The sequence below is a fragment of the Bacillus sp. BK450 genome (genome assembly GCF_004364885.1).
GTDB classification, from domain to species: Bacteria; Bacillota; Bacilli; order Bacillales; family Bacillaceae; genus Bacillus; species Bacillus safensis.
In genome coordinates this window covers 337,687-362,557 of record NZ_SOBQ01000001.1, presented here as the reverse complement: position 1 = coordinate 362,557, position 24,871 = coordinate 337,687, and the positions used below count along the sequence as shown (strand labels likewise).

Genomic DNA, 24,871 nt, shown 5'->3' with positions numbered 1-24,871 from the left:
GGAAATTCGGAAGGAGTAAAGAACGATGCTTGAACAGGTGATATTGTTTACAATCATAATGGGATTTTTAATCAGTGTTCTTTTATCCCCGATTTTTATTCCGTTTTTAAGAAGGCTTAAATTTGGTCAAAGTATTAGAGAAGAAGGACCACAGTCTCACCAAAAGAAATCAGGTACTCCGACAATGGGCGGAATTATGATTATCTTTTCTATTACCATTACAACGATTGTGATGATCAACAAATTTTCTGACATTAGTCCAGAAATGTTTTTATTGTTATTTGTCACGCTTGGCTACGGTCTATTAGGGTTTTTAGATGATTATATTAAAGTAGCGATGAAACGAAACTTAGGTTTAACATCGAAACAGAAATTAATTGGTCAAATTGTGATCGCAGTGATTTTTTATGCAGTCTTCCATTATTATCAGTTTGCAACGACGATTCGCATTCCAGGAACAGATGTGAGCTTCGATTTAGGATGGGCTTACTTTATCCTTGTCGTTTTCATGCTTGTCGGAGGTTCTAATGCCGTGAACTTAACGGATGGACTGGATGGTCTATTATCTGGAACCGCGGCTATTGCCTTTGGAGCCTTTGCTATATTGGCTTGGAATCAATCACAGTACGATGTAGCGATCTTTTCAGTAGCTGTTGCTGGAGCCGTTCTTGGGTTTCTTGTGTTTAACGCGCATCCTGCAAAAGTATTTATGGGTGATACAGGGTCGCTTGCTTTAGGCGGAGCGATTGTAGCAATTGCGATTTTAACAAAGCTTGAAATTTTACTTGTCATTATTGGAGGAGTATTTGTTGTCGAAACGTTATCCGTTATTCTTCAAGTGATCTCCTTTAAAACAACTGGAAAAAGAATCTTTAAGATGAGTCCGCTTCACCACCACTATGAGTTAGTTGGCTGGTCTGAGTGGAGAGTAGTTGTCACCTTCTGGACAGCTGGTTTATTACTTGCTGTTTTAGGAATTTACATCGAGGTGTGGTTATAATTGAATAAGATGCAAATGTTAAAAAACGAACATGTACTAGTATTAGGTCTTGCAAAAAGCGGATATGCGGCAGCTTCAATTCTTCATGAGCATGGAGTAAATGTCACAGTAAATGACCAAAAGCCGTTTGAAGAAAATGAACCTGCTCAGCTTCTTTCTGAAAAGGGGATTGATGTCATTTGCGGCAGCCATCCTCTTCGTATGTTCGAAGATAAAGAAATTACGATTTTAATTAAAAATCCAGGAATTCCATATGAAAATGTGATGGTTCAAGAAGCGCTTCGCTGCGGAATTCCAGTTTGGACGGAAATAGAATTAGCTTATCATTTAACCTCAGCTCCTTTTATTGGGATCACTGGATCAAATGGAAAAACCACTACCACGACTTTGATTTATGAAATGTTGAAACAAGACAGTCAAAAAACTTTAGTGGCAGGTAATATTGGCACGGTTGCCAGCGAAGTCGCTGCAAAAGCAGCTGGCGATGAGTGGATCGTAACTGAACTCTCTTCTTTTCAGTTAATGGGAACAGTTGATTTCAGACCTAAAATCAGCTTAATATTAAATATTTTTGATGCACATTTAGACTATCACCACACTCGTGATGAATATGAAAAAGCAAAGCAGAAAGTATACGCACATCAACTTGAAGATGACATAGCTGTTATTAACCTCGATGATCCATCAGTCGTAAAACTGGCTGAAGCTTCAAAAGCAAAAAAAGTGTTTTTCTCAGTGAAAGAGCAAGTAGAACATGGTGCGTATATTAAAAATGGTGCGATCTACTACATGAATGAACATATCATCGATTTAAAGGATGTTGTTCTTCCTGGTGAGCATAACCAAGAAAATATTTTGGCAGCTATTTGTGTCGTGAAAAATGCAGGCTGTTCAAATGAAGCAATCGCACACGTTCTCACGACATTTAGTGGAGTGAAGCATCGTCTGCAGTTTGTAGATACAATTCAAAGCAGAAAATTCTATAACGACAGTAAAGCCACCAATATACTGGCAACAAGTAAAGCATTGTCAGCTTTTAATCAGCCGACCATTTTACTAGCTGGCGGGCTTGATCGCGGCAATGAATTTGATGAATTGAAACCTTTTATGAAAAATGTAAAAGGAATTATCACATTTGGTGAGACGGCACCTAAGTTTGTGAAGCTTGGTGAAGAACTGGGAATACATCACGTAAAACATGTCGATAATGTTGAACAAGCAGTACCTGCGGCGTTTAACATTTCTGAAGAAGAAGACGTGATTTTATTATCCCCGGCTTGTGCAAGCTGGGATCAACATAAAACATTTGAAGAACGTGGAGACATGTTTGTAAACGCCGTGCATATGCTTAAATAAGGGCTTGTCTCTCGTATGACTGACAGCCCAAATGAAATTATGCTTGGGGTGTCGGTCTCTTGACGAATAAGAAAACTTCTCCGGACTTTTTGCTTGTTGTCATTACGTTACTTTTATTGACGATTGGTTTAATTATGGTGTACAGCGCTAGTGCTGTGTGGGCATCGTATAAATTTGATGATTCGTTTTATTTTGCAAAAAGACAGCTTTTGTTTGCCGGAATCGGAGTTATCGCGATGTTTTTCATAATGCGAGTCGATTATTGGACGTGGCGGACTTGGTCAAAGATATTGATTGCTGTTTGTTTTCTCCTTTTGCTGCTTGTACTTATTCCTGGTATCGGTATGGAGAGAAATGGATCAAGAAGCTGGATCGGTGTCGGTGCGTTTAGTATTCAGCCCTCTGAATTTATGAAGCTTGCGATGATTGCGTTTCTTGCAAAATTCTTATCTGAAAAACAAAAAAATATCACATCCTTTCGTAAAGGTTTCGCACCAGCATTAGGCATTGTGTTTTCTGCATTTGCCATCATCATGCTGCAGCCAGATTTGGGAACAGGGACGGTAATGGTTGGAACCTGTATTATTATGATATTTGTTTCAGGTGCGAGAATTGCTCACTTTATATTTCTCGGTCTTTTAGGGCTCAGCGGATTTGCTGCACTAGTCTTATCAGCGCCCTACCGCATAAAACGAATTACATCGTACTTAAATCCTTGGGAAGATCCACTAGGCAGTGGGTTTCAAATTATTCAATCCTTATACGCTGTTGGTCCAGGCGGTCTGTTCGGAATGGGTCTCGGTCAAAGTAGACAAAAATTCTTTTATTTACCTGAGCCTCAAACAGACTTCATCTTTGCAATATTGTCTGAAGAGCTTGGCTTTATAGGAGGATCACTCATTTTGCTGCTCTTTAGTGTTCTATTATGGAGAGGCATACGAATAGCACTTGGAGCCCCAGACTTATATGGAAGTTTCCTAGCAGTTGGTATTATTTCAATGGTTGCCATTCAAGTGATGATTAATATCGCAGTTGTTACTGGACTTATCCCTGTGACAGGTATCACGCTCCCATTCCTAAGTTATGGCGGCTCATCACTGACATTAATGCTGATGGCAATTGGCGTACTTTTGAATGTAAGCAGGTACGCTAGATATTAATGCTACTAGTTCATGAAACCATGATGACATTTATTTTGCAAAAGTACAAAAAAATGATTTGAAGAGTAGAAATGACAGATTTTGTATTGGAAACATGTTTTTCGACTCTTCTTTACAGGTTTTAACGGAGCCCTGTTGTTTAAAACAGGGTTTATACTTTGTTCAGAGCAGAAAAAAATTGAGGGGAAATGGTATAATGCGTATAGTAATCAGTGGAGGCGGAACAGGCGGACATATTTATCCAGCCTTAGCTTTTATTAAAGAAGTGAAAAGACTGCATCCTGATGTAGAATTTTTATATATTGGTACTGAAAATGGACTTGAAAAGAAAATTGTAGAAAGAGAAAATATCCCTTTCAAGTCCATAGAAATTTCAGGTTTTAAAAGAAAGCTTTCCTTTGATAACGTAAAAACGGTGATGAGATTTCTAAAAGGCGTTCAAAAAAGCAAATCTTACTTAAAGGAATTTAAGCCAGATGCGGTCATTGGAACAGGTGGTTATGTGTGTGGCCCTGTCGTTTATGCAGCTTCTAAGCTGAAAATCCCGACCATTATTCACGAACAGAACAGCCTGCCTGGTATCACAAATAAGTTTCTAGCAAGATATGTTGATAAGGTAGCCATCTGCTTTGAAGAAGCAAAGGCACATTTTCCTTCTGAAAAGGTTGTATTTACGGGAAACCCTAGAGCCTCTGAAGTCGTCTCTATAAAAGAGGGGAAATCTCTGAAGGAGTTTAGACTGGATGAAACGAAAAAAACGGTTCTTATTTTTGGCGGGAGCCGGGGGGCTGCGCCGATTAATAGAGCAGTTATTGACATGCAAGATGCATTAAAGGCTAAGAACTATCAGCTTTTATATATCACGGGTGAGGTTCATTATGAAAAAGTGCTGAACGAACTAAAGGAAAAAGGTGCAGCACCTAATATGATCACAAAGCCTTTCTTGCATCAAATGCCGGAGTACTTGAAATCGATTGATGTGATTGTTGCAAGAGCCGGTGCCACAACGATTGCTGAAGTAACAGCCCTTGGAATTCCAACTATTTTTATTCCAAGCCCATACGTGACGGCAAATCACCAGGAAATCAATGCAAGATCACTAGAAAAGCATGACGCTGCAATCGTTTTAAGAGAATCAGAGCTTTCTGGAGAAAGCCTCCTTCATGCCATTGATGAAATTGCTGGTAATGAAGAAAAATTAAACGAAATGAGCCGTTTAACAAAAGAACTTGGAGTACCAGATGCGGCTGGACGTTTATATAATGTATTAAAAGAAATTACGACTACATGATGGAATGATATTAGGTAAGGCGGAGGGTAATATGGAGAACTTGAAGAATGAATTATTAGAAGCGCAAGTCGGTAAAGTGCTTGAAAATGAGCCGCTTGCAAATCATACGACAATGAAAATAGGCGGGCCGGCAGATCTATTGATCATTCCTAAAGATATCGATTCAGTTAAAACGATCATGGATCAGATAAAAAAACACCACGCGGACTGGACGGTTATTGGAAGAGGGTCAAATTTACTCGTACTTGATAAAGGAATACGTGGCGTCGTCCTGAAGTTAGGCGCTGGACTTGATCACTTAACTGTAAATGATGAAGAAATTACAGTTGGCGGCGGCTATTCTGTTGTAAGGCTTGCAACGTCTCTTAGTAAGCAGGGTCTTTCAGGGTTGGAATTTGCAGCTGGTATCCCAGGGTCTATTGGCGGCGCTGTTTATATGAACGCAGGTGCGCACGGATCTGATATCAGTAAGATTCTTGTGAAAGCGAGAATCTTATTTGAAGATGGAAGCATCGAGTGGCTAACAAATGAGCAGATGAACTTTAGCTATAGAACGTCTGTCCTTCAAAAGGAACGACCAGGCATTGTTCTCGAGGCCGTGTTTAAGCTCAAACAGGATGATCGCGAGAAAATCACAAAGAAAATGCAGCAAAATAAAGACTATCGCAAGGAAACACAGCCTTATAATCGACCATGTGCCGGAAGTATTTTTCGAAATCCGCTGCCTGAATATGCAGGACAGCTTGTAGAAAAAGCGAATTTAAAAGGGTACCAAATTGGCGGAGCAAGAATCTCTGATATGCATGGCAACTTTATTGTGAACGCTGGCGGGGCTACTGCTCAAGACGTGCTGGACTTAATCCAGTACATCCAAAAGAAAATTAAAGATGACTACAATGTAGAAATGCATACAGAAGTAGAAATTATCGGTGAAGCAAATTAAAAGCAAGTTTTATGAATGATGGCATCACAGGAAAACAAACGGCATGAAAAATGCCGTTTGTTTTCTCATCAAAAGATGACCCAAAGGTGTGGACAAGCAGCTTTGAATGGGGTGAAGAATATATATGCGGCCTGATCATGAAAATGAAAAGATCGTCAATATAGAAGAACGAATTCCTAAAATTAAAGAACAAAGGAAGCAGAAAGCAAATCGGAGACTAATCTCTTTTATTCTACTGTTTTTTATCATGGTTTTAATCATTATTTATTTGCAGACACCAATCAGTAAAATTTCTTCTTTAACTATTACGGGTAATGAGCATGTCCCTACAAAACAGCTTGTGAAACTTTCCCAGATTAAAGAAGGCGAAACGGAGTTTTGGAATTTAAATAAAGATTTAACAGCAGATCATATTAAACAAAACAAACTGATTAAAAGTGTCAGTATCAAAAAACATTTTCCAAATAAGGTTAGTATTGCTGTCAAGGAATATGCCAATATAGCGTATCTTCAAAAAGGAAATTTATACTATGAGCTTCTTGAAAATGGGACAGCATTACCAGAAGAAGTCACACCAAGTCATGCAGGACCTATTTTTGTTGATTGGGACAATAAAGAGAAGCTGAAGCAAACGGTTAGATCTTTAAATCAGCTGCCAGCCTCTATTCAGGAACTCATCTCAGAAATATATTATGTGCCAACAAGCTCAAACCAGTGGCTCGTTAAATTTTATATGAATGACGGGAACACCGTGATTGCATCAATTAAAACATTCGCTGATAAAATGAAAACCTATCCTGCCATTGTAAAAGAACTTTCGCCATCTGAAAAAGGCACAATCCATATGGAAGTCGCGACGTATTTTGAAGCGTTTAAATCTAAGAAAAAGGAAGATGAACGTTGAGAGGCAAAACAGTTATATTCTCAATTGTCATGCTTGTTCTTGGTTTTCTGATTTCTTTTTCATACCAATATACTAAGCAGCATCAGGCAGATGTCATTCGAACAGAGCAATGGAAAAAAGAATACTCCTTGAAAAGTCAGCTGACAAAGCAAGAAAAGGCGAATCAGAAACTTGAAAAAGAATTATACAGTCTTCAATCACAGGTTCAAGCCACTGAGTCCAATTTGAAAAATGAAAAAGAGCAGTATTTTAATGTATTGGAAGATGTTGAGAAATACAGGATGTTTACAGGAGAGATCGGTGTAAAAGGAAAAGGGGTAAAAGTATCCCTTGAAGATGCATCTTATATCCCGAGTGGACAAAATGTCAATAATTACATTGTTCATGAGAGCCACATTTTTCATGTGATAAACGAACTGTTTATATCAGGGGCCTCTGCCGTATCTATTAATGGACAAAGAATTACACACCAATCATACATACATTGTAACGGCCCAGTTGTCACAGTTGACGGTGTTCAGCATCCAGCGCCATTTGTTATTTCTGCTATTGGTGATCCGGCTGTGTTAATACCTGCATTAAATATTGCAGGAGGAGTGGTCGATCAGCTGACAAGTGATCACATTTCGATGACGATTGAAAAAAAGGATATTCGTATGAATCCTCTTTTAAAACACAAAGATTAAAAGTGAAAAGGTGAGTGGTGTTGAGGAAAAAGAAGCCTTTACTTAGTTTGACAGCCTTAATGGTGATATTCGGCATCATGGTCTCCATCCAATTTAATTCATTGCAAAAGCCCAAAGTTCGTGATACTCGCGATGTGTGGGAGCTAAGAGAGGATTTATCTGCATCTAAAAGTAAAGAATTGGATTTACTAAAAGAAATTGATAAATACGATGAAATGCTGAAAAAGTATGGTCATCAAGGAGATCAATCAAAAGAAGCTCAACTAACTAAAACATTAAAAGATTTAAAAGAAAAGGCTGGTTTTACAGAAGTGACAGGGGAGGGAATTGAAGTTGACATCTCTCAGCTCTTCTCCAAGGATCTGACCGGAGAAGAAGTGAAAAATATCCCGCCTGATCTTCTGAAAAAGCTAATCAACGAAGCCAATATGTATGGGGCAAAACATATTTCCATTAATGACCACCGTGTGATTAATACAAGTGTGATTCGAGATATTAATGGCACGACGAAAATGGATGGCTACAGCTTAGATGGTGATGAAGTGACCATCAAAATGATCAGCGACCAGGCCGACAAATTATACAGCCGTTTAAATGTATCAGATATTGGTGATTTGTTTGCTCAGGAAAATTTCGGCTTAAGTATTAGCCAGCCGAAGCAGCAAATTCAATTAAAAGCATATGACGGTGCAATTCAGTTAAACGAGTTGAAGCCTCTTGACGATGTAAAGGAGGGAAAATCTTAATGTGGCTTCCTGTACTTGGCTTAATCATAGGAGTTGCGATCGGTTTCTTAACAAATTTTACGATACCGAATGAGTATTCTAATTATCTTTCCCTCGCTGTACTTGCTGCGCTTGATACATTGATTGGTGGAATCAGGGCACATCTGCAAGGGGCATACGATGAACTAGTGTTTGTATCAGGCTTTTTCTTTAATATTATACTTGCAATAAGTTTAGCTTTTCTGGGCGTCCATCTTGGTGTAGACTTGTATTTAGTCGGAATGTTTGCTTTCGGCGTTAGATTGTTTCAAAATATAGCAGTTATTCGAAGAATTCTACTAACAAAATGGACAATTTCTAGAGAAAAAAAGAAAAAAAGTGAGTCATAAAAAAGGATATACATATGATGTAACGAATATTTTCAGTAATCCTAATAAAAAATGTTGATTTTTTAAGTTTTGTTACACACTTGTAAAAACACATTCATTGTATTGTTGTTCAGCAAATAATAGAATAGAAAGTATTGATATGTGAGGAGGTGCCATAGAATGAACAACAATGAAATTTACGTCAGCCTTGACATCGGTACATCCAATATAAAAGTCATCGTCGGAGAAATGGCGGATGATTCGCTTAACATTATAGGTGTTGGAAATGTCCCTTCAGAAGGGTTAAAAAAAGGATCGATTGTTGATATAGATGAGACAGTTCATTCTATTAGACAAGCATTTGAACAGGCTGAGAGAATGGTAGGTTTTCCTTTACAAAAGGCGATTGTCGGAATTAACGGAAACCACATTCATATTCAGAATACGAGCGGCGTGGTCGCAGTATCTAGTGAAAACAAAGAAATACATGCTGAAGATGTGAGACGTGTCTTAGATGCTGCACAGGTAGTATCTATTCCTCAAGAACATCTCGTCGTAGACGTCATCCCGAGACAATTTATCGTCGACGGAAGAGATGAGATCACTGATCCGAAAAAAATGCTTGGTGTTCGGCTAGAGGTGGATGGATCGTTAATTACAGGTTCTAAAACGATTCTACATAACTGGCTCCGATGTGTAGAAAGAGCTGGAATTGAAATTATGGATATTTGCTTGCAGCCGCTCGCATCGGGCTCAGCAGCATTATCGAAAGATGAAAAAAATCTAGGGGTAGCTCTCGTCGATATTGGCGGCGGATCTACAACGATTTCCGTATTTGAAAACGGGCATCTCTATTCTACTCACAGTATCCCTTTGGGCGGAGAGAACATTACAAAAGATTTGTCTATAGGACTTAGAACTTCTACTGAAGAAGCTGAACGAATCAAAAAACAATTTGGACATGCGTTTTATGATGAGGCATCGTCTGAAGAAACATTTGAAGTTTCTGTCATCGGTACCGATCAGAAACAGACGTATACACAGCTTGAGGCGGCTAATATCATCGAGGCTCGGCTGGAAGAAATCTTGCTCTTTGTAGCAGAGGAATTAAGAAATATGGGTGTCCATGATTTGCCTGGCGGATTCGTTCTAACAGGTGGACAGGCAGCTATACCAGGTATCCTTTCTCTTGCACAAACGGTCTTGCAAAACAATGTTAGAATTGCAAGTCCGAATTATATTGGGGTGAGAGAACCTCAGTATATGACAGGAGTGGGTCTGATCCACTTTGCTTATCGCAATGCAAAGATTCAGGGCAGACAAGTTGGATTCCAAATGCCGGATGAGGCGTTTCATGAAGTAGGCGCATCCATGGAGCCGGTTTCTTCTGCACCACAAGTGAAAGAAGCGCAGCCAAGACCGAAAGTAAAACAAAAAGCACAAGAAGAGACAAATAAAAAACCGGGCAAAATGAAAAAACTATTTAATATGTTCTGGGAATAGAATTAGATTTTCGACGGATTAGGAGGATTCAGCATGTTGGAGTTTGAAACAAATATAGACGGCCTAGCATCAATTAAAGTAATCGGAGTAGGTGGAGGCGGAAATAACGCTGTCAACCGAATGATCGAAAATGACGTACAAGGTGTCGATTTCATTGCAGTCAACACAGATGCACAGGCGTTAAATCTATCAAAAGCAGAAACGAAAATGCAAATCGGTGCTAAGCTGACAAGAGGACTTGGAGCAGGTGCGAATCCTGAAGTCGGTAAAAAAGCTGCTGAGGAAAGCAAAGAACAGATTGAAGAAGTATTAAAAGGCGCAGACATGGTCTTTGTTACTGCTGGTATGGGCGGTGGAACTGGTACGGGTGCTGCACCTGTCATTGCAAAAATCGCAAAAGATTCTGGTGCATTGACAGTTGGAGTCGTGACTCGTCCTTTCACATTTGAAGGAAGAAAGCGTCAGCTTCAAGCAGTCGAAGGAATTGCTTCTATGAAAGAAGCAGTTGACACTTTAATTGTGATTCCAAACGATCGCTTGCTTGAAATTGTTGATAAAAACACGCCAATGCTTGAAGCATTCCGTGCAGCAGATAACGTACTACGACAAGGTGTTCAAGGGATCTCAGATCTTATTGCTACACCAGGTTTAATCAACCTTGACTTTGCTGACGTGAAAACGATCATGTCCAATAAAGGTTCTGCTCTTATGGGTATCGGTGTTGCGACTGGTGAAAATCGTGCCGCTGAAGCTGCGAAGAAAGCTATTTCTTCACCACTTCTAGAAACGGCAATCGACGGTGCACAAGGTGTCATCATGAATATTACTGGTGGTACGAACCTAAGTCTTTATGAGGTACAAGAAGCAGCGGACATTGTGGCTTCTGCATCTGATGAAGATGTAAACATGATTTTCGGTTCTGTCATTAATGATAACTTGAAGGATGAAATTGTGGTAACCGTGATCGCAACTGGATTTATTGAGCAAGAGCCAGAGGTGTCAAAACCACAAAGAAATCCATTAGGGCAAGGATTAAAGCAAAATCAATCCATTCCTCAAAAACGTGAAGTAAAACGTGAGGAACATCAGCAGTCATCATCTCAGCCGAGACAAAATACACAATCAAGTGATGATACGCTGGATATCCCAACGTTCTTGCGCAACCGTAATAAACGCTAATCGAGTATCACTCATCCCCTTCCACCGGAAGGGGATTTTTTCATGTTCAATATATAAAGAAACCCGCATCACTACTAATCAAAAAGTCTTAAATGTGTCTGGATTACTTTATCCAACATATGTATTTCGACTTAGAGTGATTAAGTAAAAAGAATCATTTTTAAATCCTATTACAAAAAGCGACAAAATGATGAACTTTATTTGACTACATTAAATAGAACACCATGAATCTTGTCATGAACTAAGGAAAGGGAGGAGTTAAACCCATATACTGTTTGACCATTTGAGGAGGAGGGATTTGATTGAAAGTGAAGTTTCGCAAAACCGCCGGCTATCGTTTGATGAGTCTTTTGGTGATTGGTACTTTAACGATGACAAGCTTTGGGATGGTTCAAGCAAAATCGACTTCTACCTCATATCAAGAGGAAGCTGTTTCCTCCAAGAAAACAAAAGCAAAGATCTCATCTAGATTAATGAAACAGTTTCAACAAGAAGACACGGTGACCTTTTTAGTCAAAATGAAGGAACAAACCAATGTCAAAAAAGTGGCGAAGGATGCTGTGTCAAAAGCCAAAAAACAAAAGTTAACAGCAGCTAAAACGCAGTACACAAAAAGATCAGCTGTCGTATCAGAACTAAGAGCGACGTCTGAAGAGACGCAGGAAGCGCTGCTTGCTTATTTACAAAAAGCCCAAAAGAAAAAGCAAGTGAAGGATATTCATTCGTACTATATTGTGAATGGTCTCGCTGTGACGGGAACGAAAGAAGTCATGGAAAAGGTGGCTTCCTTCCCAGAAGTAGATCAAGTGCTGCCAAATGAAATCCGTCAAATCCATCGTCCTGTTGATTTGAAGACTTCGAAGAAAAACAAACAAATCAAAGCAGCAGAAGGAATCGAGTGGAATATTTCTCAAGTTCATGCCCCAGAAGCGTGGGCTTTAGGCTATGACGGAACTGGTACCGTTGTGGCAAGTATTGATACAGGTGTGGAATGGGATCATCCTGCATTAAAAGAAAAATACCGCGGATTTGATCCTGCACGTCCGAATGAACCTTCTCATGAATTCAATTGGTACGATGCAACGACAGGTTCTAAAGCGCCATACGATGATTTAGAGCATGGTACACATGTAACGGGAACGATGGTTGGCTCTGAGCCAAATGGAGAGAATCAAATTGGAGTCGCACCAGGTGCAAAATGGATCGCGGTGAAAGCTTTCTCAGAAGATGGTGGATCAGATGCTGATCTGCTTGACGCAGGTGAATGGATTTTAGCTCCAAAAGATGAAAACGGAACCCCTCATCCAGAAAAGGCGCCAGATGTGGTCAATAATTCTTGGGGCGGTGGGCCTGGTCTTGATGATTGGTATAAAGATGTGGTCAATGCTTGGAGAGCAGCGGACATCTTCCCAGAGTTTTCAGCTGGTAATACGGATTTATTTAACCCTGGCGGTGAGGGATCTATTGCAAATCCTGCGAACTATCCCGAAGCCTTTGCGACGGGTGCAACAGATCAAAACAATAAACTGGGTTCTTTCTCTTTGCAAGGTCCCTCTCCATATGGGGTCATGAAACCAGATATTGCGGCCCCAGGGGTAAATATTCGTTCTTCTATTCCTGGGAAAGGGTATGAAGATGGCTGGAATGGGACCTCGATGGCAGGTCCGCATGTTTCAGCTGTTGTGGCTCTTCTGCGCCAAGTACAGTCAGATCTGTCTGTTGAAGAGATCGAAGAAATTCTCATTGATACTGCAAAACCGCTGACAGATCAGCAATTCCCGGAATCTCCTAACAATGGCTATGGGGCAGGATTAGTTGATGCAAAAGAAGCCATCACAGCATTAACAGATGGAATTGGCAAGATTGAAGGACAGGTAACAAAAGAAGGAGAAGATACAGAACCACCTGTTTTTTCTCATAAAGAACCGAATGAAATTTTTGCCTCTACGCCAACACCTCTAAGTATTACAGCAGAAGATGAAGTAGCTGTGACAAATGTCTCCTTGAGCTATCAAGTGGATCAAGAGAAAAGGGAGACGCTGCAAGCAAAACGAACGGATGGAAATCATTTAAAAGGGACATATGTTGTTCAGCTCCCAGAACTTGAGGGAGAAAACGTCACGTACCGATGGATTGTGAAAGATTTTGGAGAAAATGAAGCTGCATCAGAACCGTATACGCTTCCGATTAAAACATCCATCACGACTGGCTACTCGCAAGACTTTGAAGCTTGGCCAAGTGGATGGTTCAGTGGTGGAACAAAAGATCCTTGGCAGTGGGGGAAGCCGACCACAGGTCCGAAACAGGCCTTTACTGGAGATCATGTCTACGCTACAAACCTAGACAGTCCTTATGAAAATCAAACAGATGCTCATTTATCTATGCCGATAATTGCTGTACCTGAGTCAGGCTCCGCCTTTTTACAATATCAATACTGGCATGACCTTGAAGCAAATTATGACTATGTGCATATTCATGTGCAGCCTGAGGGGGAAGATGCTGTCCAAGTGGCAGCCTACACAGGCAAAACAAGTGGATGGACAAAAGGAGAAGTAGATTTATCTGCTTACAAAGGTCAGAACGTGAGAGTTATTTTTCAGCTAAGAACGGATGGCAGTGTGACAAAAGACGGTTTTTATTTAGATGATGTGAAAATAACAGATCAAGCCTTGCCTCAAAAGGCAAAGAAACAGCTTGGCGTCATCAAAAAAGAAAAGTCAGCACAGGAGCAGAAGAAACCCGTCGATCCGAAAAGCGCAAAGCCTGCTAAAATAAAAGAAAAACATGTCCAGATGAAAAAGGAAAAAAGCTTAGATGCCCCATCTATCAAAGCTCTTCCGATGAAGGCAGAAATCAGTGTTCTTGAAAGCGGCAAGTCCACGTACACAGATGAAGCGACAGGGAGATATCAGCTTTCTCATGGTGCAGGGGAATTTACAGTGAAAGCTGAAGCATATGGCTTTGAATCACTCACACAAAAAGTCAATATTTCTGCAAATGATCAGGCAGAGGCAAATTTCTCGTTACAGCCACTAGAAAAACGAACGATATCTGGCACAATTGTCAATGAAACAACGGGTGAAAAAGTAAGAGATGCTACGGTTTACCTTGTAGAGGATGCGAAAATTGAGCCGGTGAAAACAGATGAATCTGGCGAGTTTTCTCTAGAGGCATTGAGCGGTGTGTATACAGTCAAAGTATTTGCGAAAGGGTTTAAAGGATATTCGTTTACAGCCGATGTGACAGAAAAGCCGCTTGAAAAAGCAATCAAGCTGGAACCTTTCATCGGTTTTGCTGGCGAAATTGGCTACGATGACGGAACACCCGAAAATGCACGGGCATTCTATGATCCTGGTAATGGCTGGGCGGTGAAATTTTCATTAGAAAAAGGGAAGAAACAAGCACAGGTCACAGGGGGACTTTTCCGTTTCTGGACAACAGAGTGGCCAGCCCCTGGCGGGAATGAATTTGCGGTTGAAGTGTATGATGCTTCTGGGAAGGACGGCGCTCCAGGTGAGAAAATTGCGGGACCTTTTAAAGCGAATGCGCTGCGTAATGGTGAATGGACAAAAGTAGATTTAGAAGATCAAGCCATTACGGTGGATGGAGATTTCTATCTTGTCTATATTCAAACGAAAAAAAATACGGAATCTCCAGGCCTTGCAACAGATGAAGATGGACCAAATGCTGAAAGAAGCTGGCAGCTGACAAGCGGTGCCTTTTCTCCTTCTCCAAAAGAAGAGGGAAATTATATGATTCGTGCGCTTGTTCAATATGAAGCAGATGTGCCAGAAATAACATCTCCAAAGGCTGGAACGATAACGAACAAAGATGAACTGGAGATTGAAGGTAAAGCCTCTCCAGGGCTTGATGTAGCGATCTATCAAAACGATAAAGAGATTGCCAAAGTGAAAGCAGATCAGTCGGGTGCTTTCAAAGAGAAGATTACAGTGTCAAGCGGAGAGCATGTATTCACGGCTGCTACTGTTACGGATAAAGGCGCAACGAAAAAATCCAAATCAGTCAAGGTGATCATTGATCAAACAGCCCCATTGTTAACGATAGATACACCAATAAAAGGGGAAAAGTCTAACAAAGAATCACTCACTGTAGAAGGAAAGGTAACGGATGATCATCTTGATCAAGTCACTGTGAATGGAAAAAGAGCAGCAATAAAAGATGGGAAATATTCTGCAAGAATCCTGCTTGAAAACGGGAAAAATACGATCAAAGTAACAGCAAAAGATGCAGCAGGAAACAAAACGACTAAAAAAGTCGATATCGATGTTCAATACGAAGCGCCTGAGATTTCTAAGCTGACACCAGCAGAGAATGTCAATCTATCATCAGGTGAGTCTGTTAAAATTTCATTTAACAGCAGAGAAAAGCTAGACGCAACGTTTGTCATTCACATGCCGCTGACAAACGCGAGATCAAAGCTGCAAAATACAACAGAACTTCCGCTTCGCGAGGTAGCCAAGGGAACATATGAAGGTTACTGGACAGCTACTTCTACCGCCAAAGCAAAAGGTGCAGTCATTGAAGTGATTGTGCGGGATGATTATGGAAATGTCACACGACAAAAAGCCCCAGGCACATTAAATATCAATGTAAAATAATCCTTAAAAAAGGCACGACTCCTTGGAGCGTGTCTTTTTCGTTTCGAATGATTATTTGTAAGCTTGTCCGGAAGCACACTCTCTTGCTTTGCGCTCTCATTCCTCGACAAAAACAATAACAATCCACCAAAAGTTCTCTATCATCCCCAACAAGAATTGACAGACTTCCATCTCTTGGCTGTTTTATACTGGTACAAACAAGTGCAAGTACTGCTTTTGATTCTTTGTTTCAGATGAAAGGAGCAGAAGGTGGTCATTTATTTAGATGTGATTTGGCTGTTAAACTTTTGTTTTGATCTATTGCTTCTCTTACTCACTGCATTTATTCTCAAACGACAAGTAAAAAAACGGCGATATATGTTAGGAGCTCTGATTGGATCGAGCATTGTTCTCTTGCTCTTTACACCATTTGCAATGTTTGTGTCACACCCTCTAGGCAAACTGCTTTTTTCTGTCTTGATCGTGCTTGCAACTTTTGGATTTCAAAGATTTCGATTCTTTTTTCAAAACCTGTTTGCTTTTTACTTTGTCACATTTTTGATGGGAGGAGGCATGATCGGGGTTCATTCGTTTTTACAAACCAATACTGTTATTCAAGACGGGTTGCTGATTTCACAAAATGATGGCTTTGGTGATCCCATTAGCTGGCTTTTCGTTTTAACCGGCTTTCCTGCGATTTGGCTGTTTTCAAAGAAACGATTAGGAGAGGTCGGTGCGAAAAAAAGACAGTTTGATGAACAAGTCCTTGCGGAGATACACATTCAAGGAGAGACCATCCGCTTAAAGGGACTCGTCGATTCTGGCAATCAGCTGTATGATCCTATGACGAAAACACCTGTGATGATCGTTCAAGCAGATCAACTCATGTCCATTTGCGGAGAGCCATTTATAGAGCTTATGAAGCAGTCTCATCCTGTTGAAGTGATGCAAAAGCTCGATGATCAATTTCCGCTTCTTGATCGTTTAAGACTTGTTCCATATCGAGCGGTCGGTCATGATCACGGGTTTCTTCTATGCTTAAAACCAGATACGGTCATCATATATTCAAAAACGCAAATGATCCAGCCAGCCAAGTGTTTTGTAGGCATGAGTCTGAGCGGTTTATCAGCAGATCAGGAATTTCAATCCATCATTCATCCAGATATGTTAGACGGAAAAATCATCCAAGGGGTGTCTTAAGTTTTGGTGATGTCTTTTATCTTACGAGATTAACTTGACATTTAGAAGGGAGAAGAAGATGAAAAAATTAAAATTTAAACTCACTTACTACTGGTATAAACTCCTCATGAAGCTAGGTCTTAAGAGTGATGAGATTTATTATATTGGTGGTAGTGAGGCGCTGCCGCCGCCATTATCAAAGGATGAAGAGCAGGAACTGCTTGTCAAATTACCAAAAGGTGATCAAACAGCAAGGGCTATCCTGATTGAAAGAAATTTGCGGTTGGTGGTCTACATCGCAAGAAAATTTGAAAACACAGGGATTAATATTGAGGATTTAATTAGTATTGGAACTATTGGTCTAATTAAGGCAGTCAATACATTTAACCCAGAAAAAAAGATCAAGCTTGCGACATATGCTTCGAGATGTATTGAAAATGAGATTTTGATGTATTTGCGCCGAAATAATAAAATTCGTTCAGAAGTGTCGTTTGATGAGCCGCTCAACATTGATTGGGACGGAAATGAACTGCTTTTATCAGACGTACTTGGAACAGATGATGATATTATCACACGGGATATTGAAGCAAATGTAGATAAAAAACTTTTGAAAAAAGCGCTGGAGCAATTAAATGACCGTGAAAAACAGATCATGGAGCTCAGATTCGGCTTGGTTGGCGGTGAGGAAAAAACCCAAAAAGATGTCGCTGATATGCTAGGCATTTCCCAGTCGTATATTTCAAGACTTGAAAAAAGAATTATTAAACGATTACAAAAAGAATTTAACAAAATGGTCTAAAAAATTTTTTTGAAAAGCTCTGTCCCTTTGCTGTCAAAGGAATCAACTTCTTTTCTCATGATTCTCGTCATCACTCGTGCATATTTTTCCATCCCAAGGAGATACTGAACTTTGTACAACAGCTCCTGTAGGGAGGGAAAAAAGTGTCCAGAAATAAAGTGGAAATCTGCGGAGTCGACACCTCCAAACTGCCTGTTCTGAAAAACGAAGAGATGAGAAAATTGTTCAGACAGCTGCAAGATGAGGGTGACGATACAGCAAGAGAAAAGCTAGTCAATGGCAATTTGCGGTTGGTTTTAAGTGTGATTCAGCGTTTTAACAACAGAGGCGAGTATGTGGATGATCTCTTCCAAGTAGGCTGTATCGGATTAATGAAATCAATTGATAATTTTGATTTAAGCCACAATGTCAGATTTTCAACTTATGCGGTCCCTATGATCATAGGAGAAATCCGTCGATACTTGCGTGATAACAACCCAATTCGGGTGTCTCGTTCACTAAGAGATATTGCCTACAAAGCGCTTCAGGTTCGTGAGAGGCTGATTAGTGAGACAAGCAAGGAGCCAACGGCAGAAGACATTGCCAAAGTGTTGGAAGTGCCTCATGAGGAAATTGTCTTTGCCCTAGATGCGATTCAAGATCCTGTTTCTTTGTTTGAACCGATCTATAATGACGGAGGAGATCCGATTTATGTGATGGATCAAATTAGTGATGATCGGAACAAAGACACACAATGGGTAGAGGAATTGGCCTTAAAAGAGGGAATGCGCCGATTGAATGATCGAGAAAAAATGATTCTCCGCAAACGCTTCTTCCAAGGAAAAACGCAAATGGAAGTCGCTGAAGAGATCGGGATTTCTCAAGCACAAGTCTCAAGACTTGAAAAAGCAGCCATCAAACAAATGAATAAAAACATCTTTTAAAGCCGCCGCTTCATGTGCGGCTTTTTTCATTTTGGGAAAGAGCGCGTCTCTAGTATTGACTCTGTTATTTTTTTCATTTAATCTGTTTTTAACAAATGTTATTTTAGATATCATTTGTTAGGGAACACTTAAGCGGAAAGAAGGGTTATTATGACATTCCATGATGAAAGAAGGCTGCTCATTAAGGTTGCGCATATGTATTATGAAGAAGGCGCCACTCAATCTAAAATAGCAGATGCTGTTGGGGTTAGCCGTTCGCTCATATCGAAATATTTGGCAAAAGCACGTGAAGCAGGAATCGTGGAAATCATTATTCATGATGAAATGAATCAACAATATGGATCTTTAGAAAGAAAAATAGAGCGGAAATACGGGCTGCGAGAAGTCGTCTGTGTGGAAACGCTCAGCCAAGAAACAACAAAAAGCCGAATCGGCGCTGCGGCGGCAGGCTTTTTATTAAAAGTCATGAAGGATGGACAAGTCATCGGTTTTTCCTCAGGAACGACTTTGCATGAAATGGCGAAAGCGCTTACGTCAGTTCAGCACTACCCATCCGTGACATTTGTTCCGCTTGTCGGGGGTGTGGGAAACGAAGATGTTGATATCCATGCCAATTATATTATTGCGAGATGCACAGAGGCACTCAAATCTAAATGTGAGTTTTTACATGTGCCTGTCATGCTTGATACGAAAGAAGCGAAAGATGTACTGATACGGCAGCCGTCAATCAAAAAAGTGATTGAATTAGGAGAAACATCAAATATTGCGGTTGTCGGGATTGGCGGAGTTCCGCAGCATTCAACGATGGTGAAATCTTATATGACAAGCGGTGAGGAGGATATTCTTCAAGCGAAGGATGTAGCGGGTGACATTTGCTATAACTTTATTGATCACCAAGGGGAAGTGTATCCTCACCCATGGAACGACAGGGTAATGGGCATAAGCCCGCAAAAGTTGAAAGAAATCCCGCTAGTCATTGGTGTCGCTGGAGGAGAAGAAAAAGTTGAAGCGATCCGGGCAGCATTAGAAGGTGGATTAATTCATGTATTAATTACGGATGAACGAACAGGAGATGCCTTATTAAAGTAACTACCTAATATGATTAGGTAGTTTTTTTGAGTCTTTAGACTCAAAAAGATTGAAAATTTTATCGATTTTATCTTGACACAAAGTTGACACATCATATAAACTAAGTTCATAACAAATGATAAATAAAATAACAAATGTTACAAGAAACAGATTTTTGTTAATTTTTATAACATTTGTTAAAAGTTTCAGATTATTTTTCTAGCAATCTACCCGAGAAGCAAGAAAACCTGAAAGGATGATTTAGATGTCAATCTATCAACAGTTGTTAGCTCGAGAACGCAGTGGAGATCCGATCAAAGTAGGAATTATTGGGGCAGGCCAAATGGGCTTTGGACTTATTTCACAAATTTCTAAAATTCCAGGCATGATTGTAGCAGGTGTTTGTGATATTCACCTTAGTGCAGCAGAGAAGGCAGCGAATTTTTACAAGCAGCATGCGAAGCCGCATCAAATGGTCGTCACAAATGATTATAGAGAAGTGATTCAATCAGATTTTGTGGAAGTTGTCGTAGATGCAACAGGAGTGCCAGAGGTCGGAGCAAACATATCTTTGGAAGCGCTTAATTCAAAGAAACATCTCGTTCTTTTAAATGTAGAAGTTGATATTACCATCGGTTTGGTGATGCATAAATTATTCACAAATGCAGGACTTGTTTACTCTGGATCAGCTGGAGACGAGCCGGCAGCAACACTAGAATTATATGAATTTGCAAAAACAATGGGACTTGAGGTGCTCGTTGCTGGGAAAGGCAAGAACAACCCATTCTTCCCAGAAGCAAATCCAGATACGTGTAAAGCAGAAGCAGATAGTAAACATATGAGTGCACATATGCTCGCTGCCTTCCAAGACGGAACAAAAACAATGGCAGAAATGAACTTATTAAGTAACGCGACAGGGCTTTTGCCAGATAAAGTCGGTATGCACGGAGTCGAAGCAAATTTAGAGAATGTAGCAGATAAATTGAATCAAAAACAACAAGGCGGCGTGCTCGATAACTTCGGAGTCGTTGAATATGTAAATGGACTTGCTCCAGGCGTATTCGTTATCGTCAAGAGTGATCTAGAGCCAGTAGATGAAGAGCTTCGTTACTTAAAAGTTGGAAAAGGTCCTCACTACACGCTTTACCGTCCTTTCCACTTAGCGAGTCTTGAAACACCCGTTACTATCGCAAAAGCGGTCTTACAGCATGATTCATCGATCCACCCGATTGGTGTACCAGTGTCAGAAACAGTCGCTGTTGCGAAAAGAGATATTAAAGCAGGGGAATCACTTGACGGAATTGGCGGATACTCCGTAAGAGGTGTACTTGAAACGCATCAAGACATGAAAACGAACGGTCACATTCCAATTGGCTTAATCAGCGGAAAAGTCGTAGCGAAAAAAGACATCAAATTAGGACAGTTCCTGACTCATGATGATGTAGAGCTTGATTCAAACACAACCGTCTGGAAGCTGCGTTCATTACAAGATCACTTATTTCAATCATAAGGACGTGAAGCTATGGAAAAATTAGCAATCGTACTTTGTATCATTCTCATCGTGCAGTATGGGTTATCTTTTATTCAAATCAAGTATTACCGCAAAAGCATGGACTCACTGATTGATGACTACAGAGGGAAACAGGGCTATCACTTATTTTCAGGAATGGAACGGCGCAAAGTTGGCCCTGGGGCCATTGCGCTCATCATTGTGGATGAATCGTATATCATTCAAAAATGCCATGTGCTTGGCGGCGTATCGATCTTATCTAAATTTAAAGAAGTCCCTGCATATGAAGGCAAGCATGTAGGGGCTGTGCTGGACGAGCACCACATGATGAAGAAAACGTTGAAAAAGCGCAAAAAAGCGCCAGCTGTCATGCAAGCACTTTCCATGGCGGCTGAACAGGCACTTGTCTCGATTTCGAAAAAAAATATAACAAATGTGAACTAAAGAAAGGGGAGATGAAACATGGAATGGATTCAATGGTTTGGAGAGCACTTTATCGGTATGTTTGAAGCCGGCGGAAAGCAGTTCATGGGTCTGATTACAGGTATCGTTCCAACGCTTGTTGTGTTACTTACTTTCACTTATGCTGTCATGAAATTTATTGGAGAAGAGCGAGTGAATAGAGCCATTCAGTTTGCAGCGAAATATACCATTTTGCGCTACACGTTAATGCCGATCTTATCTGTTCTTATTTTGACAAACCCAATGGCTTATACGTTTGGCCGCTTCTTACCTGAAAAACAAAAACCAGCATTCTATGATTCAGCTGTTTCATTTGTTCATCCGGTGACATCACTGTTCCCGTATGCCAACGCAGGAGAACTATTTGTCTACTTAGGAATTGCGAACGGGATTAAAGAAGCTGGATATTCAATGTCAGAGCTTGCTGTTCGTTACTTCTTAGTTGGGATCGTCGTCATTTTACTACGCGGAATCATTACTGAATGGATTACAAAATATTTAGCAGGAAAAATGAAAGCGAATTCACAATAGGGGAGGGTTAGACATGACAAACCACAAAGTATTTGTTGCAAAAGGTGCTGGCGGATGGGGAGAAGGCTTAGAGCTTGAACCAACTGGTAAAAGAAGAAAGGTCGTTTCCATTACAGGGGGAGGCATTCACCCGGTTGCACGTAAAATTGCAGAAATGACAGGGACAGAAGCATGTGATGGCTTTAAAAACTCTATACCAGAAGATGAAATGATGTGTGTTGTCATTGACTGCGGGGGAACAGCGCGAATCGGACTTTATCCAATGAAACGCATTCCAACTGTAGACGTTTTAGCATCCTCTCCTTCTGGGCCGCTTGCTAAACATATTACAGAAGATATCTTCGTATCAGGCGTAACAGAAAAAGATATTTCCTATGCAGAAGCATCTGATGGTGAGGCGAAAGCAGAAGGTCAGGAAAACAGTGAGTCAATTGACAAAGAGAATTTCAAAGAAACGTATGCAAAGCTGAAAGAGGAAAATATTGAGCGGCAGGAAAAAGGCAATTTCCTGATGAGATTCTCACGCGGAATCGGGAAAGTCACCGGTACGTTCTACCAGGCTGGCCGTGATTCTGTTGATATGCTTTTGAAAAACATTATTCCATTCATGGCATTTGTCAGTATGTTAATTGGAATTATCAATTATACAAAAATCGGTGATCTGATTGCCCATTTTCTATCACCTTTGGCAGGATCTCTTTGGGGGCTCTTACTGCTCGTTGTGGTCTGTACACTGCCGTTCCTATCACCTGTCTTAGGACCTGGAGCAGTCATTGCCCAAGTCATCGGTGTTCTGATTGGTAGTCAAATTGCACTAGGAAACATTCCGCCTCAATTTGCACTTCCTGCACTATTTGCCATCAACGGTCAAGTAGGGTGTGATTTTATTCCAGTGGGGTTGTCACTTGGTGAAGCGAAGCCGGAAACGGTACAATATGGGGTACCAGCTGTTTTGTATAGCCGTCTTATTACAGGGGTTCTATCTGTTGTGATCGCATACGTTGCCAGCTTCGGTATGTATTAAACGTATTAAAGGAGGAATCGAGATACATGGTAACACAATCTGTCGTAAAAGAAATTGGGATCTTAGTCCCGCAATTTAAAGAAGATAAGCTGATTGTTTTATTTGGACCCGCAGCGCCGCAGGAATTAAGAGATATGTCTGTCATTCATGAGTTCGAACATCTAGAAGAAGAGCCGCTGAAGCTAGGCGGAACCATTCAAGTGGGCGATCAAACGTACACGATCACAGCCCTAGGCAATAAAGCAAATGACAACTTTAAAGAGCTCGGCCATATTTCGATCTACTTCCAAGAGCCGTTTGATGAAGTTTTACCAGGAGCTGTATTTGCATCCCCGCACACGTTTCCTGATATAAAAGAAGGCGTACGAATTGAAATTTCGTAACCTTGTAAAAAAGCTGTTCCTAAATTGGAGCAGCTTTTTTATATGAGGTTTACCAGAAAGAGCATTTACGATATGCTGTAAACATTCATTATTTGTATATTCAGAATTTTTACTCAGGAGGAAGTTATGGTGTCACTTGAATTGAAGAATGTTTCATTAAAAAGAAATGGGAAATGGCTGCTGCAGTCTGTAGACTGGCAAGTAAATAAGCAGGAACACTGGGTGCTTTACGGTTTAAATGGTGCGGGAAAAACCGCTTTATTAAATATGCTCTGCTCCTATTATTTCCCCTCGTCAGGCGAGATGACAGTGCTGGGGCATGTCTTTGGCAAGGAAGCTCTTGGTGAAAAGCTCAGGAGGAAAATTGGTCTCATCTCAGCGGGACTTGAAAAGAAATTGCACAGAGACGACAATGCTTTTGAAATTGTTTTGAGCGGCGCATTTGCTTCTATCGGGCTTTATGAAACCCCGACAGATGAAATGAGAGAGAAAGCCATTGATCTATTAAAAGCGTTTGGTTCATTCAAATATGCCAACAGAACATATGAAACCCTCTCACAGGGAGAGAAGCAAAAAGTCTTGATTGCGAGGGCTTTAATGAATGATCCGCAGCTCTTGATTTTAGATGAACCTGTGACGGGTCTTGATTTTTTAGCAAGAGAGCAAGTGCTGGAGACCATCTCATTGATTGCAGCTAAGCCTGATGCGCCTACTTTGCTCTATACGACCCATCATGCAGAGGAGATTCTGCCTGTTTTTCAGCATACCTTATTATTAAAAAATGGATCGGTTTTTGATCAAGGAGAAACAAAAGAGATGATGACAAGCGGCCTGCTTTCTTCTTTTTTTGAATGTCCGGTAGATGTCATGTGGAGAAATGGCCGTCCGCATTTAAGCAAATTGTAGATAAAAGAAACTATTGGTCTGCGTCCCTGCTTTTCCATCATACATATTATAGTAGAAAACGAAAGGCGGGGAAGGACAGATGATCAGTATTTCTGAATTCCAAATCAAGGATGTCGTCGATGTATCCAGCGGGAAAAAACTAGGCACCATTGGGGACATTGATATTAATGTCACAAGCGGTAAAATCCAAGCGATTATTATTGGCGGCACAGGTAAAATGATGGGATTTTTCGGAAAAGAAGAGGAAATGATTGTCCCATGGCGAAATATAGTAAAAATTGGCGAAGATGTGATACTTGTCCGCTTGTCTTCTTAATTCGTATAATTCCTCAATGAATCATTCAATTTTTCCTTAAAACAAACTCTTCATTCT

Annotated in this window: 23 protein-coding genes; all 23 read left to right on the top strand. The window is 40.5% G+C overall.

Translation table 11 applies throughout. The features are described from left to right. Positions 1 to 25: 25 nt before the first annotated feature. The 23 genes from mraY to EV579_RS01705 all read left to right on the top strand — a co-directional run bounded on the left by mraY (position 26) and on the right by EV579_RS01705 (position 24,814). Entirely contained in the window at positions 26 to 1,000 is a 975-nt protein-coding gene (mraY, locus tag EV579_RS01815) for a phospho-N-acetylmuramoyl-pentapeptide-transferase (protein ID WP_024424261.1), read from the top strand. Positions 1,001 to 1,009: 9 nt separating this feature from the next. Continuing rightward, a complete protein-coding gene (gene murD, locus EV579_RS01810) occupies positions 1,010 to 2,356 on the top strand; it encodes a UDP-N-acetylmuramoyl-L-alanine--D-glutamate ligase (protein ID WP_029706541.1) in 1,347 nt (448 codons plus the stop codon). Positions 2,357 to 2,415: 59 nt separating this feature from the next. Further along, a complete protein-coding gene (gene spoVE / locus EV579_RS01805; RefSeq protein ID WP_024424259.1) occupies positions 2,416 to 3,516 on the top strand; it encodes a stage V sporulation protein E in 1,101 nt (366 codons plus the stop codon). A 196-nt stretch (positions 3,517 to 3,712) separates the two neighbouring features. Further along, positions 3,713 to 4,807, top strand: a complete 1,095-nt coding sequence (gene murG, locus EV579_RS01800; protein ID WP_024424258.1) for an undecaprenyldiphospho-muramoylpentapeptide beta-N-acetylglucosaminyltransferase — start codon at positions 3,713 to 3,715, stop codon at positions 4,805 to 4,807. Positions 4,808 to 4,838: 31 nt separating this feature from the next. Then, positions 4,839 to 5,750, top strand: coding sequence for a UDP-N-acetylmuramate dehydrogenase (gene murB / locus EV579_RS01795; protein ID WP_024424257.1), 912 nt, complete (start codon positions 4,839 to 4,841; stop codon positions 5,748 to 5,750). A 124-nt stretch (positions 5,751 to 5,874) separates the two neighbouring features. After that, positions 5,875 to 6,654: a cell division protein FtsQ/DivIB gene (locus EV579_RS01790; protein ID WP_024424256.1), complete on the top strand. Its 780-nt coding sequence runs from the start codon at positions 5,875 to 5,877 to the stop codon at positions 6,652 to 6,654. Further along, positions 6,651 to 7,340 (top strand): DUF881 domain-containing protein, encoded by a 690-nt coding sequence (locus EV579_RS01785; RefSeq protein ID WP_024424255.1) that lies wholly within the window; start codon positions 6,651 to 6,653, stop codon positions 7,338 to 7,340. Before EV579_RS01790 ends, EV579_RS01785 begins: the two co-directional genes overlap by 4 nt. A gap of 20 nt (positions 7,341 to 7,360) precedes the next feature. Further along, entirely contained in the window at positions 7,361 to 8,086 is a 726-nt protein-coding gene (locus EV579_RS01780) for a DUF881 domain-containing protein (RefSeq protein WP_024424254.1), read from the top strand. Further along, on the top strand, positions 8,086 to 8,454 hold the full coding sequence (locus EV579_RS01775; RefSeq protein ID WP_003210988.1) for a small basic family protein: 369 nt from the start codon (positions 8,086 to 8,088) through the stop codon (positions 8,452 to 8,454). The genes EV579_RS01780 and EV579_RS01775 overlap by 1 nt, the downstream gene beginning before the upstream one ends. Before the next feature lie 159 nt (positions 8,455 to 8,613). After that, positions 8,614 to 9,936: a cell division protein FtsA gene (ftsA, locus tag EV579_RS01770; RefSeq protein ID WP_024424253.1), complete on the top strand. Its 1,323-nt coding sequence runs from the start codon at positions 8,614 to 8,616 to the stop codon at positions 9,934 to 9,936. Positions 9,937 to 9,969: 33 nt separating this feature from the next. Then, positions 9,970 to 11,115, top strand: a complete 1,146-nt coding sequence (gene ftsZ, locus EV579_RS01765; RefSeq protein ID WP_024426931.1) for a cell division protein FtsZ — start codon at positions 9,970 to 9,972, stop codon at positions 11,113 to 11,115. Positions 11,116 to 11,417: 302 nt separating this feature from the next. After that, a complete protein-coding gene (locus EV579_RS01760) occupies positions 11,418 to 15,734 on the top strand; it encodes a S8 family peptidase (protein WP_133743851.1) in 4,317 nt (1,438 codons plus the stop codon). A gap of 249 nt (positions 15,735 to 15,983) precedes the next feature. Beyond that, entirely contained in the window at positions 15,984 to 16,913 is a 930-nt protein-coding gene (spoIIGA, locus tag EV579_RS01755) for a sigma-E processing peptidase SpoIIGA (protein WP_133743850.1), read from the top strand. A gap of 58 nt (positions 16,914 to 16,971) precedes the next feature. After that, on the top strand, positions 16,972 to 17,691 hold the full coding sequence (sigE, locus tag EV579_RS01750; protein ID WP_007499746.1) for an RNA polymerase sporulation sigma factor SigE: 720 nt from the start codon (positions 16,972 to 16,974) through the stop codon (positions 17,689 to 17,691). A gap of 143 nt (positions 17,692 to 17,834) precedes the next feature. Further along, a complete protein-coding gene (sigG, locus tag EV579_RS01745; protein WP_024424250.1) occupies positions 17,835 to 18,614 on the top strand; it encodes an RNA polymerase sporulation sigma factor SigG in 780 nt (259 codons plus the stop codon). A gap of 150 nt (positions 18,615 to 18,764) precedes the next feature. Next, positions 18,765 to 19,703 (top strand): sugar-binding transcriptional regulator, encoded by a 939-nt coding sequence (locus EV579_RS01740; protein WP_044330757.1) that lies wholly within the window; start codon positions 18,765 to 18,767, stop codon positions 19,701 to 19,703. Positions 19,704 to 19,947: 244 nt separating this feature from the next. After that, the gene (locus tag EV579_RS01735; protein WP_024426935.1) at positions 19,948 to 21,192 is read left to right on the top strand and encodes an NAD(P)H-dependent oxidoreductase; all 1,245 of its coding nucleotides are present in this window, start codon (positions 19,948 to 19,950) and stop codon (positions 21,190 to 21,192) included. Positions 21,193 to 21,204: 12 nt separating this feature from the next. Beyond that, positions 21,205 to 21,636 carry a transcriptional regulator GutM gene (locus tag EV579_RS01730; protein ID WP_024424247.1) on the top strand — a complete coding sequence of 144 codons (432 nt, stop codon included), beginning with the start codon at positions 21,205 to 21,207 and terminating at the stop codon, positions 21,634 to 21,636. Between the two features lie 18 nt (positions 21,637 to 21,654). After that, complete coding sequence (gene srlA, locus EV579_RS01725; protein WP_024424246.1) at positions 21,655 to 22,185, top strand: PTS glucitol/sorbitol transporter subunit IIC; 531 nt, start codon at positions 21,655 to 21,657, stop codon at positions 22,183 to 22,185. A 13-nt stretch (positions 22,186 to 22,198) separates the two neighbouring features. Next, complete coding sequence (srlE, locus tag EV579_RS01720; protein ID WP_024426936.1) at positions 22,199 to 23,209, top strand: PTS glucitol/sorbitol transporter subunit IIB; 1,011 nt, start codon at positions 22,199 to 22,201, stop codon at positions 23,207 to 23,209. Between the two features lie 26 nt (positions 23,210 to 23,235). Next, on the top strand, positions 23,236 to 23,592 hold the full coding sequence (locus EV579_RS01715; protein ID WP_133743849.1) for a PTS glucitol/sorbitol transporter subunit IIA: 357 nt from the start codon (positions 23,236 to 23,238) through the stop codon (positions 23,590 to 23,592). Positions 23,593 to 23,721: 129 nt separating this feature from the next. Beyond that, positions 23,722 to 24,498, top strand: a complete 777-nt coding sequence (locus EV579_RS01710; RefSeq protein WP_166644674.1) for an ABC transporter ATP-binding protein — start codon at positions 23,722 to 23,724, stop codon at positions 24,496 to 24,498. 79 nt (positions 24,499 to 24,577) lie between these two features. Next, entirely contained in the window at positions 24,578 to 24,814 is a 237-nt protein-coding gene (locus tag EV579_RS01705; RefSeq protein WP_008344958.1) for a YlmC/YmxH family sporulation protein, read from the top strand. The last annotated feature ends 57 nt before the right edge of the window (positions 24,815 to 24,871 follow it).